We start from the raw sequence: 16635 nt of genomic DNA, 5'->3' as shown, positions 1-16635 counted from the left end.
GGGCGGCGCCGATGGGGCGCCGCGTGGCCTGCCTGCAGGCTTAGAGGATGGTCACGTGGACCTTGTCTTCGACCAGCAGCTCGGCGGTACCGGCGAGGTTGGTGTAGACGCTGTAGGTCACGCCGCCGACCGTGGCTGCATTGCCCAGGGTCCAGCCGTCGTCGCCGCCGAGCAGGTTCACATCGCCGTTGGCGCCGTTGACCAGCATCTGCACCTTGCCGTCGGCCGAGACCATGTCGCGTGCGCCACCGGCCAGCAGGTCTTGCGCGCTCAGCGCCAGCGTGTTGCCGCCTGCGCCCAGGTCGAACTTCTCGAAGCCCTGCACCTTCGCGCCGAGGGCCGACAGGTCGATGTGCATGGCGGTGCCGTCCATGACGAGCGTGTCGATGCCCAGGCCGCCGTCGAGGCGCGCGAAGTCGCCGCTGTTGATGCGGATCGTGTCGTCGCCCGCGCCACCGTGCACCGTGTCGCCCGTGCCGACGTGGGTGAAGGTGTCGCTGCCGGCGCCGCCGCTGAGTCGATCGGCGAAGCCGAGCTTGGCGATGATCAGGTCATCGCTTTGAATGACAGATTCGACTGGCGCCAATTCCTCCCCTCTCTCTGGAATCACAAACGCTGACTGTTCTGGGGCATCAGCAGATGCCGTATCAAACGTGTTGGAGTCCGGGACAACAAGTCCTTGCCAACTGATACTGTCTATCGTGCAACCATTGTCCCAATCTCCTCCGGGGTAAGAGATGATCATGTAGGCAATGGTTTTCCCGGCTGGAGCGGCAAATGAGTGGACTACGACTGGCTCGGACACAGGGAATACCTTTGAGCCCAGCAATGCACCGCTGGCATCGTAGTACTTGGCCGTGTTCCCTGGGGTATGAACCGCGCGGGTCTGATATTGGACGGCTGCTGTTCCGCCATTAGCGAAATCGAATCGAGTGATGGAGCCATCGCCCACAAGTAGAGATTGAGTTCCATCCACAAGGTGCGGATGGGACGTCTTGATGATGTACGGGGCATAGTCTTCCCCTGTCTTCACATTGGTGATCAAGAGTCCGCTGGGTGTGGCCAGTGTCACACCTTGTTGGAAGGAGAAACCGGTCGCCATGGTCTCGAAGCCTTCCGTCAGAGCCGCCATAGTTCCGACTCTCAGCGCATAGATGCTGCTGTTCGTGCTTGCATTCCCAGCGCTGTCGGCTTGCGTTGCAATGAGACTGTGCTCGCCAAAGGCCAGATCACTAGAGGGTGACAGCGACCACTTGCCGTCGCTGCCCACGGTTGCGGTACCGACCACGATGCTGCCGCTCTTGACTGTGATCACGGCGCCGATCTCCCCCATGCCGCTCAGGGTCGGGCGAGTGTCGTCGGTACCGCCACCGTTGGCGACGTTGCCTGTGCTCGCGCCCACGTCATCGTAGACCCCAGTGATCGTCGGCACAGTGGGCGGTGGTACTGTGTCTACCACGAAGTTCCATGCGCTGCTGGCATTGCTGGTCTGGCCCAGTGGGCTGGTGGAGGTGGCGGTGATGTTGTACGCGCCATCGGCCAGGTCGGCTTGGGGCGTGAAGCGCCAGTGGCCGTTCTCATCGGCGACGGCTTGGCCCAGGTAGGTCGATCCGTCGTAGAACTTGACGATGTGATTGGCTTGCGCCGTGCCCGCAAGCGTCGGCCGGGTGTCATTGGTGGCTTCACCTTGCTGCAGCATGTGGGGCTCACCCACATCGTCGAACACGCTGTCGATCACAGGCGCGTTCGGCTTGTCGGTGTTGACGGTCACCTTGTAGCGCCCGGTCGGCATCGTTTCGTTGCCGGCGGCATCGCGCTCCACGAGCATGAAGGTGTTCAGGCCAGGAGCCAGCGGGGTGTCGACCTGGAAGGTCCACTGGCCGTTTTCGCCGATGGTGGCCAGGCCCAGCTCATGGGTGCCGGTGGCGTCTTTCACCATCACGGTGACGGTGTGGCCGGGCGTGCCGTTGCTGATGCCGCTGAGCAGCGGGCGCGTTTCATCGGTGGTGCCGCCCGAGATCACGTTGCCCGTGACCCCGCCCACGTTGTCCGTGAAGCCGCTGACGTTCAGCCGGCTGGCGTCGGGCGGGGTGACGTCGATCTCGAAGTTGAACGCGGGCGAGGGCGCGCTCTCGTTGCCATTGGTGTCGAGCGCGGCGACCGTGATGGCATGAAGGCCCTGCAGCAGGTCGGTCGACGGCGTGAAGGTCCACGTGCCGTCTTCAGCCACTTCGGTCGTGCCGATCTCGGTGCCGTTGTCGCGGATGACGATGGTGTCGCCTCGCGTGCCCTGGCCGTGGAAGCCGGGCTGGCGGTCGTCGGTCACGCCGCCGGGGGCGATGGGGTTCTGGATGTCGCCGGCGTCGTCGAGGGCGCCGCCCACGATGGCGGGAGGGGCTGTGAAGGTGGTGTTCGAGTGGTCGATGGCGACCTGAATTTTCTCGGAGGGCATGGAGTTTCTCTGTTCTGAAAAGGAAAGAAAAGACCGCATCGGCGCGCAAATGAACGCAGTGCAAATCAAACGGTCTGGGGGAATGGAGCACTCTAGGAAGAACGGCCCTGCGGGACCATCGGACGAGTCCGAAACCTAAGCTCGAAGGAATAAGTCGGAGCTCAAAGCGAGCACAAAGTCGTGTGGGAAGGCACAACCGGGCGTGGTGGCTCCGCGCGGGCCACTGCCACGCAGCAGAAACAAAAAACGCGACAGTCGCTGGGGGCGGCTGTCGCGTTGTCGGCTGCATCGGCGCGGGTTGCGCCGGTGAGTGGGTGGCTTACAGGAGGGTCACGTGGACTTTGTCTTCGACCAGCAGCTCGGCGGTGCCGGCGAGGTTGGTATAGACGCTGTAGGTCACGCCGTCGACGGTGGCGTTGCCGCCCTGGCTCCAGCCGTCGTCGCCTGCGCTGCCGCCCAGCAGGTCGACCTCACCGTTGACACCGTTGACCAGCATCTGCACCTTGCCGTCGGCCGTGACCATGTCGCGCATGCCGCCGGCCAGCACGTCGCTGGTGTGCAGCGCCAGCGTGTTGCCGCCCGCACCCAGGTCGAACTTCTCGAAGCCTTGCAGCTTCAGGCCGAAGGCGGCCAGGTCGATGCGCATGGCGGTGCCGTCCATGACGAGGGTGTCGATGCCCAGGCCGCCGTCGACGCGCTCGAAGTCGCCGCTGAGCACGTGGATGACGTCGTCGCCCGCGCCACCATGAGCCACGTCGCCCGTGCCGACCTTCGTGAAGGTGTCGTTGCCGGCACCACCTTCGAGGCGGTCGGCAAAGCCGAGCCTGGCGATGAGCGTGTCGTCGCCTTGGGTCCAGGCCTGCGTTGCGTGATCGAGCGCACCGTCCGATGCGAGGTCGAGGCTGAAGGCCTTGAGCGCGACGTTGCTGAGCTTGACGGTCACGCCTTGCTGCACCAGCAGCTCGGCGGCGAGCGTGGAGAACTGGTACACGTCGTACGCCACGCCCTGCACGGTGACGCTGCCCTTCTTGATCCAGTCGCCCTGGTCGTTCTTGTTGGGCAGCAGGTCGCTCAGGTTCACGATGTCGCCGGCATTGCCCTTGACCATCATCTGCACGCGGCTCTTGTCGCCCTGGTAGAACAGGTCGACGCCGCCGTTGTTCAGCACCTCGGCCAGCGACAGGGTCAGCGTGTTGTAGTTGGTGCCCGTGATGTCGATGACCTCGATGGAACTGAGCTTGTTCCCCACCTTGGTCAGGTCGAGCACGTGTGCGTAGCCCATGAGCTTGAGCGTGTCGATGCCGCTGCCGCCATGGATACCCGCCGTGGCCTGGTTGAAGTAGGTCGTCGCGCTGACCGACAGCGACACCACGTCATCTCCCGCGCTGCCGTAGAAGGTCTCGGGTGCGTACTCGATCAGGTTCGGGTCGCGCGTTTCCGCCACGTGGTTCACCACGCGCTGGCTGAACGCGTCGAGCGTCACGCTCGGGCTGAGCGCCGTGACCTGGAACGAGCCGATGTCGACCAGTGCCGCCGAGGTGTAGGCGAACACCTTGGTGTGACGGGCGTCGGTGCCGCCGATGAAGTTCTCGGTGTGGATCAGGTTGCCCTTCACGTCGAACACCTGGATCTGCGCACCCGTGGCGTTGTCGATGCCGGTCAGGCGCAGCGTGAAGTAGTTCGCCGGCTTGTCCAGGGTGAACAGCGCGTTGGCCTGCGTGGTGTCGTTCAGCGTGAGGCCGGCCAGTGCCTTCGTGTTCACGACTGTCTTGGCCAGCGTGCCGGTGGTCGTGACCTTGAAGCCGGTGCCCGCGTACACGTCGTCCACCGGTGCCTTCTGCAGGGTGTCGCCCACCATGGTCAGCGCGGCCGTGCCCACCACGTCGTAAGGTTTGGACACAGCGCCCAGCGCGCCGTCCTTGCAGATGATCTGCACGGTGACCGCGAAGTCCTTGGCCGCGCCCTGGTACGAGTAGGTCACGGTCGCCGGCACCTTGAGGGTGGCGGTGCCGTTGGTGATGTCGGCCTGCGTCAGCACCTGGTCGTAGGTGCTCATGCCCCACTGCACATGCACCTTGTCGCCGGCCTGGGCGCCGGTGCCGGCGAGCGACACGTTCACCAGCGAACCGTCTTGCGCCTTCGTCGTGGTGTAGATGCCTTCGGCCTCCGCAATGCGCGTGATGACGGGGGCCCCGGGCGCGTCGAGCAGCGTGACCTCGCGCTCGACCACCGGGCTGCTGTGGCCCTGGCCGTCGCTCACGCGGGCCTGCACGCGCCAGTCGCCGCCGTGTGCCTGGGTGTCCACGAAGGCCCAGGCCTTGCCGTTGACCACGGCGTCGTGCCAGGTCTGGCCGCCATCGACCGACACCTGGACCTTCAGGCCGGAGGGCAGGGCGCCGCTGAGGCTGCCGGTGAGCACGCGGCCCGCGCTGCCGTCGGCGGTCACGAAGTCGGTGGTGGCGCCGCTGTCCTTGCCCAGGCTGTCGATGGTGAGCGTCGTGCCCACGCCCAGCGTGACCGTCACGCCCTGCTGCACCAGCAGGTCGGCGCCGAAGCCCGAGTGCGCGTACACGGTGTAGACCACGCCGTCGAGCGTGACGGTGCCGTTCTCGGCCCAGTCGCCCGGGAAGGTGCCGTCGGGCAGCAGGCCGCTCAGCGCGACCGCGTCGCCGGCATTGCCCTTGACCAGCATCTGCACGCGGCCGTTGGCCACGAACTGGTCGACCGTGCCGTTCTCCATCACGTTGGCGAGCGACAGGTTGAGCGTGTTGTTGCCCGTGCCGGTGAGGTCGACGACCTCGACCGAGCTGAGCTTCGCGCCGAGCGCGACGAGGTCGAGCACCTGGTTGGCGCCGGTCAGCTTCAGGGTGTCGAGCCCGCCGTTGCCGGCAATGCCCGAATCGCTGAAGTCGGCCACGGCGCCCACCTGGAAGACGTTGTTGCCCGCATCGCCATGCAGCACCGCCGCGCTGTCGGCCGTGAGCGTGAACACGCCCGTCGTGGCGACCTTGCTGCTGCTGGAGATCTGGATGTTGTCGATCCACAGCTGGTCGTTGCCGCGCTGACCCGCGTTGTAGTAGGTGACGATCTCGAACCTGGAGAACGACTTGCCGGTCGACGCGACATCGATGTTGATGGTGCCGTTCAGGGGCGCCATGCTGGCGCTGTGCAGCAGGCTGCCGTCCTTGGCGTACAGCCGGATGGTGGCGTAGTTGTTGTTGTCGCCGATGTAGAAGCTGAGCTTGTCGCCCACCAGGCCGCCGTCGAGTGACACGCGAATGCTGCCTGCGACCCAGAGCGCGTTCGAGTACGGCTTCTGGTGCATGTAGGGGGTGTAGTAGCTGGAATACAGGCCCTGCGGGTAGGTCATGCCGTTGACCGAGCCGCCGCTGGACGACAGGCTGTAGAAGGTCAGGCTGCCGAGCTTGTAGGAGGCGCCCGTCGGCAGGTTGATCGCGCCGGTGACGGCGTTGAAGTTCTCCAGGTACACCGACTCCCGCAGTGACTCGGCCGACACGTTGCCGGCCTTGTCCACGAGGCCGGCGGTGGTCTGGCTGCCCAGCGCGAAGGGCGCGTTGATGACGACGCGACCGGCCGCCACGTCCGCGGCCGTCAGCACATGGTCGTAGCGCTTGTCGCCTTGGGTCAGGGTGATGCGGCCACCGACTTCCGCGTTGGTCTTGTCGAACGCCACGGTCGCCTGCGAGCCGTTGATCGTCATCGAGGTCGGTGCGGCAGGTGCGGTGGTGTCCAGGGCCACGGTGTGCGAGTTCACGGGGCCTGCGTTGCCTGCGGCATCGACGACACGTGTCTGCACCGTCCAGCCGCCGGCGTGGCTGTGGTCGTCCTGCGCGCTCCACTTGTCGCCGGTGACGATGGCCGGCTTCCAGGTGGTGCCGCCGTCGGTCGACACCTGCAGGGTCTCGCCCGCGCCCAGGGGCGCCGACAGGTTGCCGCGCATCAGGCGGCCCGCGCTGCCGTCGTTGGTGAGGAAGTCGCTGTCGCTCGTGCCGCTGTCCTTGCCGAGGGCGGTGAGCGTGGCGGTCTGCGTCGGCGCCGTCGTGTCCACGGTGAAGCCGAACGGGTCGGACGGTGCGCTGGTGTTGCCCGCCCGGTCGATGGCGGCCACCGTGATGCGGTGCGGGCCTTCGCTCAGCGAGGTGGCCGGCGTGAACGTCCAGTGGCCCGAGGCGTCGGCCGGCACGCGGCCGATCTCCACGCCGTCGTCGTACACGACGACGGTGCTATTGGCCTCGGCCGTGCCGGTGAAGCCGGGGCGCGTGTCGTCGGTGGTCGCGCCGTCGGCCATGTTCGGGGTGACGATGCTGCCCACGTCGTCGGCCACCGCCACGATGACCGGCGCCTGCGGCGCCGTGGTGTCGACCACGAAGTCCCAGGCGTTGCTGGCGTCGCTGGTCTGGCCCAGCGGGCTGGTGGACGTGGCGGTGATGTGGCGCGGCCCGTCGGGCAGCGCGGCCGTGGGCGTGAACGTCCAGCGGCCGTTGGCGTCGGCCACCACTTCGCCCAGGAAGGTCGCGCCGTCGTAGAGCCTGACGGTGTGGTTCGCCTGCGCCGTGCCGGCCAGGGCCGGCCGGGCGTCGTCGGTCACTTCGCCTTGCTGGAGCAGGTGCGGCGTGCCCACGTCGTCGTACACGCTCTCGATCACGGGCGGCGAGGGCGCGTCGGTGTTGACCGTCACGCGGTACGGCGCCGTGAGTGCGGTCTCGTTGCCCGCGGCGTCCTTCTCGTAGACCCGGATCACGTTCAGGCCCGCGGCCAGCGGCGGATCGACCTGCAGCGTCCAGCGGCCGCCTTCGCCGATGGTGGCGTGGCCCAATTCGCGCTCGCCGCTGGCGTCCTTCACCATCACGATGACGACGTGGCCGGGCACGCCGGAGCTGGCGCCGCTGATCACCGGGCTGGCGTCGTCGGTGGTGCCGCCCGAGGCCACGTTGCCGGTGACGCTGCCCACGGCGTCCGCGACGCCGGTGATGGCCAGCTGGCTGGCGTCGGGCGGGGTCACGTCGATCTCGAAGTTGAACGCGGCGGAGGGCTCGCTCTCTTCGCCGGCCGCGTTGCGTGCAACGACCGTGATGGCGTGCAGGCCCTCGAGCAGGTCGGTCGATGGCGTGAACTCCCACTGGCCGTTCTCGGCGACTTCGGTGGTGCCGATCAGCACACCGTGGTCGCGGATGAGGATGGTGTCGCCCGGCGTGCCCTGGCCGTGGAAGTCGGGCTGACGGTCGTCGGTGACGCCGCCGTGGGCAATCGGGTCCTGGATGTCGCCGGCGTTGTCGAGGGCGCCGTCGATCACGGGACGGGTCGGCGCGCTGCGGCCGGTGTCGGCTTCGAATGGTGCGCGTTCGTCAGCGGGCATCGGCGACGAGGCGGTGGTCCATCCGTCTGCACGCACCGTGCGGTCCATGTTCTTGTTGTTGTCGTCGAGGGCGACGTTTGTTCTCGGGGAGGCCATGCAGTTCCTGTGTTCTCAAAGGGAGCCGACCGGATCGGCGTGCTCATGCGCGCGCTTCGATCACGGTCTGGGGGAGCGGGCACTCTAGGGAGACGCAGCGGGCAAGGCCATGGGACGAGTCTGAAAGACAGGCACGAAGGCATAGGCCGGCGCCGAAGCGCGAACAAAGTCGCGGGCGAAGGCACAAGGGCGAACGGGGCTGCTGGCAGGAAAGAAAAAACGCGACAGTCGCACGGGGCGGCTGTCGCGTCGAGGGCGGCGCCGATGGGGCGCCGCGTGGCCTGTCTGCAGGCTTAGAGGATGGTCACGTGGACCTTGTCTTCGACCAGCAGCTCGGCGGTGCCGGCGAGGTTGGTGTAGACGCTGTACGTCACGTCGCCCACCGTGGTGTTGCCGCCTTGGGTCCAGCTGTCGTTGCCGCCGAGCAGGTTCACATCGCCATTGGCGCCGTTGACCAGCATCTGCACCTTGCCGTCGGCCGTGACCATGTCGCGCATGCCGCCGGCCAGCACGTCGCTGGCGTGCAGCGCCAGCGTGTTGCCGCCCGCGCCCAGGTCGAACTTCTCGAAGCCCTGGATCTTCAAGCCGAAGGCGGTCAGGTCGATGTGCATGGCCTTGCCGTCCATGACCAGGGTGTCGATGCCCAGGCCGCCTTCGACGCGTTCGAAGTCGCCGCTGTTGATGCGGATCGTGTCGTCGCCTGCACCACCATGGACCACGTCGCGGGTGCCGACGTGGGTGAAGGTGTCGTTGCCGGTGCCGCCGCTCAGGCGATCAGCGAAGCCGAGCTTGGCGATGAGCGTGTCGTCGCCATGGGTGTAGCCCTGGGTCGAGTGGCTCAGCACTTCGTCATCGGGGAGGGCGTCCGGCATGGCATCCGACGGTGCTTCGAAGGTGCCGACCGCACCGACCAGCGTCGAGTTGGTGACCTTGACGGTCACGCCTTGCTGCACCAGAAGCTCGGCGGCGAGCGACGAGTGCTGGTAGCTGTCGTACGCCACGCCCTGCACCGTAACGCTGCTCTTCTTGACCCAGTCACCCTGGTCAATGCCGCCGGCCAGCAGGTCGCTCAGGTTCACGGTGTCGCCGGCATTGCCCTTGACCATCATCTGCACGCGGCTCTTGTCGCCCTGGTAGAACAGGTCGACCCCACCGTTGTTCAGCACCTCGGCCAGCGACAGGGTCAGCGTGTTGTAGTGGCTGCCCGTGATGTCGATGACCTCCATGGAACTGAGCTTGCTCCCCACCTTGGTCAGGTCGAGCACGTGCGCGTAGCCCTCGAGCTTCAGGGTGTCGATGCCGCTGCCGCCATGGATACCCGCCGTGGCCTGGTTGAAGTAGGTCGTCGCGCTGACCGACAGCGACACCACGTCATCTTCAGTGCCGCCGTAGAAGGTCTCGGGGGCGTACTCGATCAGGTTCGGGTCGCGCGTTTCCGCCACGTGGTTCACCACCTGCTGGCTGAACGCGTCCAGCGTCACGCTCGTGCTCAGCGAGATCACCTTGAACGAGCCGATGTCCACCAGTTCGGCCGAGGTGTAGGTGAACACCTTGGTATGGCGCGCATCGGTGCCACCGATGAAGTTCTCGGTGTGGATGAGGTTGCCCTTCACGTCGAACACCTGGATCTGGGCACCCATGGCGTTGTCGATGCCGGTCAGGCGCAGCGTGAAGTAGTTGGCCGGCTTGTCCAGGGTGAACAGGGCGTTGGCCTGCGTGGCGTCGTTCAGCGTGAGGCCGGCCAGTGTGGTCGTCGTCGCAGCCTTGTAGCTCAGGCTGCCGGTGGTCGTGACCTTGAAGCCGGTGCCGGTGTACACGTCGCCCACCGGTGTCTTATGCAGGGTGTCGCTCGACCCCGTCAGTGCGGCCGTGACCACCACCTCGTAGGGCTTGGACACCGCGCCCAGCGCGCCGTTCTTGCTGATGATCTGCGCGGTGACCGCGAAGTCCTTGGCATAGCCCTGGTACGAGTAGGTCGCGGTCGAAGGCACGTTGACGGTGGCGATGCCGCTGTTGATGTCCAGCTGTGTCAGCACCTGGTCGTAGGTGGTCGAGCCCCACTGGATGTGCACCGTGTCGCCGGCCTTGGCGCCCGTGCCGGCGAGCGACAGCAGCACCTGCGAGCCGTCGGATGCCTTGGTGTAGGTGTAGAAGCCTTCGGCGTCCGGAATGCGCATGATGGCCGGTGCTCCTGGCACATCAACCAGAGTGACTTCCCGGGACAACACGTCTGCCCCATGCTTGACCCCGTCGCTGACGCGCACCTGGTACGCCCAGTCGCTGGTGTGTGCCGAAAGGTCCACGAAGGCCCAATTCTTTCCGTTGACCACGGCGTCTTGCCAGGTCTTGCCGCCGTCGATGGACACCTGGACCTTGAGGCCCGAAGCCAGAGGCATCGACAGCGTGCCGGTGATCGCACGCCCGGCGCTGCCGTCGGCCGTGGCCAAGTCACCCGCGACGCCCGTGTCCTTGCCCAGGCTCGAGATCTTCAACAGCTCGCTCGCAGAAGGCTGCTGGATGCTGATGTGCAGCTTGGACGTTTGCGAGGCCTCCTTGCTGTCGACCACGGTGTAGCCGTAGATCTCTTTCACCGAGCTTTCCAGGTTGTAGAGAGTGGCGAACTTGGCCGCGTACGAATAGTCCCCGGCCTTGTGACCGGTGGAGTTCTGCATGTAGACCTTCAGCCAGCCGTTGGCGGTGGCGACGGTCAGCAGGCCGCTGCTGGCGTCGTAGGCCGCGGAAATGACCTTGCCACTGGCGTTTTCCACGACCAGCTTGTTGTCGCTGGTGACGCGAAACACCCCGCCCTCGAACGTGATCTGGCTCAGGCGTTCCTTGCCGTCCACCGTGATCTTCACGTCGTTGCCCAGCAGGTTTCCGGAAATGGTGTCTGCAACTGCGGAGCCCAGCAGAATTTCCGGCAGCATCTCGGGCGTCGGCATGCCGATCGCCTTGTCGCTGGCCAGCCACTCGAACGAGTAGGCGTAGGGGTGGTCCAGCGGGATGAATGAGATCGGTGTCGAGACGATGGGCATCTCTAACGGATTTCCATCACCATCGGGGTCTTTCAGCATGGCTTTCCACTTGTCGGCTGTCGCTTGCGATAGCAAGTTTTCTGCGTCGCCCAAGATGAAAACCTGGCTCGGCCCTTTTCCCGCAAGATGGTCGGCCTTTATGCTGTTCATGGCTGCCAGTACGGTTGTTTCGTAAGCAATGCCGCCGTTGGGTCCCAGCGCGTTCACTGCAGCGATGTACTTCAAATAGTCGGCATCGGTTGCGCTGGCGAAGGTGTACTTCACTGGTATGTTCGAAGTCATGCTCAGAAGCGTCAGAGTCACAGACTCCCCGACTTCGAGGTAGGCCGTTGCCAGATCCTTCAGGGTCTGCTGGACCGATGCGAGCGGTGCGCCACTCATGCTGGGCGACGTATCAATCAGCAGGGTGGCGTTGGAGTTTCCACCGCCTTCAAGCAACTCGCGCGGATGGTCGTCGCCCGTGCTCAGGTCCTTGTCCAGCACGAGGTTGAAGTCATTGGACGGTACGCTGATGTTGCCCGCTGCATCGACGGCCTTCGCGGTCAGCTTGTAAGCGCCGTTTTCCAGCGGCGGATTGGGCTCGAAGGTCCAACGGCCTGCGCCGTCGACCGGGGCACGGCCCAGTTCCACGCCATTGCCATAGACGACGACCGTGCTGTTCGGTTCGGCCTTGCCGCTGATCGCAGGCGTGGCATCGTCGGTGACGCTGCCAGAAACCACGGTGCCGTGGTCCGGGCCCTCGTTGTCGAAGACACTGTCGATGGACGGTGCAAGCGGCGCCTTGGCGTCCACCGTGAAATCGAACGCTTCGGAAGGCGCGCCGGCAATGCCATCCTTGCCCACGGCGGTGGCGGTCAGGCTGTGAGCACCGTCCGCCAGAAGCATCGGTGACTTGAACGTCCAGTGGCCCGATGCGTCAGCCTGCGTCTGGCCGATCACCACGCCGTGGTCCTTGATGAGGACGGTGCTGTTGGCCTCGGACGTGCCGCTGATGTCGGGCTGGTTGTCGTCCGTCACGGCGCCCGGAAGCAGGTCGCCCGTGATGCTGCCCTGGTCGTCGTACACCTTGTCGATGGTCGCGCCGGCGGTCGGCGTGCGTGCCGGCGAGACGTTGCCTGCGGGATCGATGATCACGGCTTTCGATGGCTGCCCTGCGTCGGCCAGGGAAACCTTGCCGGCGGCGATGTCGGCCCCGGTCAGCACGTGATCGACCTGCCTGTCGCCGAAGAACACGCGCACCGTGTCACCGGCCTTCGCGTCGGTGGCGTCGAAGTACACATCCACATTGGCACCGTCGGCGAGAAGCTTGATCGGCGTCTTGGGGGCAACGGTGTCCACCACGAAATTCCAGGTGTTGCTCGCGCCGCTGGTCTGGCCCTTGGGGCTGGTGGACGTGGCGGTGATGCCGTGCGTGCCATCGGTCAGACCGACCGTGGGCGTGAAGCTCCAGTTGCCCGAAGCGTCGGCGACGGCCTGGCCCAGGTAGGTAGAACCGTCGTAGAACTTGACGGTGTGGTTGGCCTGCGCCGTGCCCGCCAGCATCGGCCGGGCGTCATTGGTGGCTTCACCTTGCTGCAGCATGTGCGGCTCGCCCACGTCGTCGAACACGCTGTCGATGACAGGCGCGTTCGGCTTGTCGGTATTGACGGTCACCTTGTAGCGCCCGGTCGGCATCGTTTCGTTGCCGGCGGCATCGCGCTCCACGAGCATGAAGGTGTTCAGGCCCGCGGCCAGCGGGGCCTCGACCTGGAAGGTCCACTGGCCGTTTTCGCCGATCGTGGCCAGGCCCAGCTCATGGGTGCCGGTGGCGTCTTTCACCATCACGGTGACGGTGTGGCCGGGCGTGCCGTTGCTGATGCCGCTGAGCAGCGGGCGCGTTTCATCGGTGGTGCCGCCCGAGATCACGTTGCCGGTGACCCCGCCCACGTTGTCCGTGAAGCCGCTGACGTTCAGCCGGCTGGCGTCGGGCGGGGTGACGTCGATCTCGAAGTTGAACGCGGGCGAAGGCGTGCCCTCGTTGCCGCTGCTGTCGCGTGTGACGATGGTGATGGCGTGCTGGCCTTCGAGCAGGTCGGTCGAGGGCGTGAAGGTCCAGTTGCCGTTGGCGTCGACCTCGGTGGTGCCGATCTCGGTGCCGTTGTCGCGAATGACGATGGTGTCGCCTGGCGTGCCCCGGCCGCCAAATTCGGGCTGGCGGTCGTCGGTGACGCCGCCGTGGGCGATGCTGCCCAGGATGTCGCCGGCGTCGTCGGCGGCGCTGCCCACATGAGGAGGCGGGGGCGCAAAGGTCGATGCGAGGTCGATGTTCTGGGAAAGGGCGACGCTGTTCGTCTGCTCGGAGGCCATGGAATTCCTGTGCTCTGAAATGAAGAAACCAGACCGCATCGGCATGCGAGCGAACGCAATCCGATCGTGGGGTCTGGTGGGGTAGGGCACTCTAGAAAGAAGCCCTGTGCAAGGCCATCGGACGAATCTGAAAGCGGCACGCGAAGAAGTCAGTCGGCGCTGAAAGCGCGAACAAAGTCGTGCCGAAGGGCACAAGGCGATGTGTTGCCAGGCAGAAATGAAAAAACGCGACAGCTGCACGGGGCGGCTGTCGCGTTGTCGGCTGCACGCGGCGCGGGGTGCGCCGGCGAGTGGGGCTACAGGATCGTCACGTGGACCTTGTCCTCGACCAGCAGCGCGGCGCCGGCGAGGTTGGAGTAGATGTGGTCGGCGGTGTCGCTCACCGTGGCATCGCTGCTGTGGACCCCGCCGCCGTCGAGCGGGTCGACCTCGCCGTGGGGGCCGGTGGCCTGCATCTGCACCGTGCCGTCGGGAGACACCGGGTTCTGCGCGCCCTGCGCCGTCTTCAGGTCGAGGGCCGACAGGTCGATGAGCATGGCTTTGCCGTCCATCACGAGGGTGTCGACGCCCAGGCCGCCAGGGACGCGCGCGAGGTCGCCGTCGCCATGGAGGCGGACGGTGTCGTCACCCGCGCCGTCCTCCAACCGGTCTGCATAACCGAACCGGGCGATGTGTGTTTCGTCGCTGTCGGTGAGTGGTGGTGTTGCCTCGGGTCCGGCATCGCTGAACGTGCCGGAGGTGTTTTGCAGGTCGACTGTCACGCCCTGCTGTACCAGCAGCGCGGCATCGAAGCCCGAGTGCGCGTACTCCTCGTAGACCACGCCGTCGATGGTCACGTGGGCGCCCCTCACCCAGTCGCCGGGGGCGGTGCCGTTGGACAGCGCGTCCGACAGCGTCACCGTGTCGCCGGCGTCGCCCTTGACCAGCATCTGCACGCGGCCGTTGGCAACGAACTGATCGACCGCGCCGTTCTCCAACACGTCGGCCAGCGACAGCTTCAAGGTGTTGTCGCCCGTGCCAGTGAGGTCGATGACTTCGACGCCGCTGAGCTTGCCCGTGACCGCGCTCAGGTCGAGTGTCTGGTCCGCGCCTGTCAGGGTGAGGGTGTCCAGTCCCTCGTTGCCGATGACCTTCGCATGGCTGCCTTCGAAGTACGACACGTCGGGGACCAGGAACACGTTGTCTCCCGCCCCGCCGTAGTGGACGTCCGAGCCTGCCTGGATTTCCTGCAGGGTGGGGACGTCCACCAGTTCGGGGTGCGGGTACAGCACGGCGAGGGACAGGTTGTCGACCTCGATCCAGTCGGTTTCGGTGCCATCGACGAGCCCGGTGCGGATGTCGAAGGAGGCAAAGGAAAGCCCGTCGGGCATGATGAATTTCGCGTGTCCATCGGCCGGAAGGCTGTGACTTTCTCCGAAGGTGCCTTCGAAGATGACCTTGCCCGATGCGTCGTAGAAGGTGACCGAGTGCGTGGCTTGGGAGTGCCGCCAGTCGAATTCGATGGCGTTGTAGGTGTTGCCCTTCAGTGAAGCGTTTGTGGTGCCGCTGATGTGCCATGCCTGCCCATGGTCGGGTGAGGCGCTGTCGAAAACGCCGTTGTTCGAAGCAGCGTCGGCCGCCGCGTCTTTTCTTGTCAGGAGCAGCATGCCGGCATCGGCTGTTTGTCCCGGTGCAAGGTCGACGGTTTCACCGGCATCGAAGTCTTCCCGTTCGGTGTTCGATCGGATCACCATGTAGGGAGAGTGAACTCCCGTTGCGCTGACCACCGACGCGGCCAGGTTCAGCGAAACGTCGGTCACCGCAACGGTGGCCTGGCCTGCCGCCATGTCTGCCGCCGTCAACAGGTAGTCCACGTTCTGCTTGCCGTTGAGCAGGTGAATCCGGTCGCCCGGCGACACCGCGGCCTTGTCGAAGCTCACGGTCACTTGCCCGTTGCCCAGCACGACCGCAGTGGGCGCGTGGGGCGTGGCGATGTCCAGGGTCACCGCCTGCGAGTTCACCGGTCCCACGTTGCCGGCCAGGTCCACGACGCGCGTCTGCACCGTCCAATCGCCCGCATGGCTGTGGTCGTCCTGGGCGCTCCATTCGGTGCCGCTCACGAAGGCGGTCTTCCAGGTCTGGCCGCCGTCGGTGGACACCTGCAGGGTCTCGCCGGCTGCCAGCGATGCGCTCAGGCGGCCCGTCATCAGGCGCCCCGCGCTGCCGTCGTTGGTGGTGTGGTCGTCGGCGTTCATGCCGCTGTCCTTGCCGATGCCCGAGACGGTGCTGGTCTGCGTGGGCGCCAGGGTGTCGACCTCGAAGTGCCAGCCGTTGCTCGCGTCGCCGGTCTGGCCCACCGGGCCGGTGGCCGTGGCGGTGATGTGGTGCGCACCCTCGCTCAGGTTGTCTTTGGGCGTGAACGCCCAGGTGCCGTCGGCGCGGGTCTCGGTGGTGCCCAGGACGGTGGTGCCGTCGTGGAACGTCACGGTATGGCCGGGCTGGGCTGTGCCGTGCAGGGTCGGTCGGGCGTCGTTGGTGACCTCGCCGGGAGTCAGCATGTGGGGCACGCCCACGTCGTCGTAGACGTGCTCGATCACCGGGGGCGTCGGCTTGCTGGTGTCGATGGTCACCTGGTAGCGCCCCGTCGGCGCCGTCTCGTTGCCCGCCGCGTCCTTCTCCACGAGCGTGAAGGTGTTCAGGCCCGCGGCCAGTGGCGCCATGACCTGCAGCGACCACTGGCCGTTGTCGCCGACGACGGCTTCACCCAGCGCATGGGTGCCGGTGCTGTCCCTGACCATCACCGTGACGGTGTGGCCGGGCTGGCCGGTGCTCGTGCCGGTGAGCAGCGGGCGGGTGTCGTCGGTGGTCTTGCCGGCGGCCACGTTGCCGGTGATGCCGCCCGCGGTGTCGAGGACGCCGGTGATGGACAGCTTGCTGGCGTTGGGTGGCGTGACGTCGATCTCGAAATTGAACGGGCCCGAAGGTTCGCTCTCGTTGCCGGCGGGGTCGCGCGCCACGATGGTGATGGCGTGGTGGCCTTCATTCATGTCGGTCGACGGCGTGAAGGCCCATTGGCCGTCTTCGTCCACGACGGTCTGGCCGATCTCGACGCCGTGGTTCCTGATGAGGATGGTGTCGCCCGGCGTGCCCTGGCCCTGGAACTCGGGCTGGCGGTCGTCCGTGACGCCGCCGGAGGCGAGGGTGCCCATGATGTCGCCTGCGTCGTCGATGACGCTGTCCATGGTGGGCGGCTGTGGTGCGAAGACCTGTGCGCGTGCTGTCTGATCGATGCTCGGGCTGTTGTCGATGAAGACGTTTGCCTTTTTGGATGCCATGCAGTTCCTATGCTC

Annotated in this window: 4 protein-coding genes; all 4 read right to left on the bottom strand. The window is 66.1% G+C overall.

Features of this window, described 5'->3' with window-relative positions; all coding sequences use genetic code 11:
• Window positions 1-40 precede the first annotated feature (40 nt).
• Window positions 41-2452 (bottom strand): Ig-like domain-containing protein, encoded by a 2412-nt coding sequence (locus AC57B8_RS04930; protein WP_496478845.1) that lies wholly within the window; start codon window positions 2450-2452, stop codon window positions 41-43.
• 319 nt (window positions 2453-2771) lie between these two features.
• On the bottom strand, window positions 2772-7925 hold the full coding sequence (locus tag AC57B8_RS04925) for an Ig-like domain-containing protein (protein ID WP_496478844.1): 5154 nt from the start codon (window positions 7923-7925) through the stop codon (window positions 2772-2774).
• Window positions 7926-8218: 293 nt separating this feature from the next.
• Window positions 8219-13306, bottom strand: coding sequence for an Ig-like domain-containing protein (locus tag AC57B8_RS04920; protein WP_496478843.1), 5088 nt, complete (start codon window positions 13304-13306; stop codon window positions 8219-8221).
• Window positions 13307-13602: 296 nt separating this feature from the next.
• A complete protein-coding gene (locus tag AC57B8_RS04915) occupies window positions 13603-16620 on the bottom strand; it encodes an Ig-like domain-containing protein (RefSeq protein ID WP_496478842.1) in 3018 nt (1005 codons plus the stop codon).
• Window positions 16621-16635 lie beyond the last annotated feature (15 nt).

Source organism: Variovorax sp. BGA-UO-ETr-C22 (assembly GCF_059567965.1).
The sequence above is the reverse complement of the archived record's forward strand: the minus strand, read 5'-3'. Positions and strand labels throughout refer to the sequence as shown.

Bases quoted from the DNA above. Each gene is read 5' to 3' on its own strand.
- AC57B8_RS04915 (WP_496478842.1), bottom strand. From the start codon at position 16,620: ATGGCATCCAAAAAGGCAAACGTCTTCATCGACAACAGCCCGAGCATC.
- AC57B8_RS04920 (WP_496478843.1), bottom strand. From the start codon at position 13,306: ATGGCCTCCGAGCAGACGAACAGCGTCGCCCTTTCCCAGAACATCGAC.
- AC57B8_RS04925 (WP_496478844.1), bottom strand. From the start codon at position 7,925: ATGGCCTCCCCGAGAACAAACGTCGCCCTCGACGACAACAACAAGAAC.
- AC57B8_RS04930 (WP_496478845.1), bottom strand. From the start codon at position 2,452: ATGCCCTCCGAGAAAATTCAGGTCGCCATCGACCACTCGAACACCACC.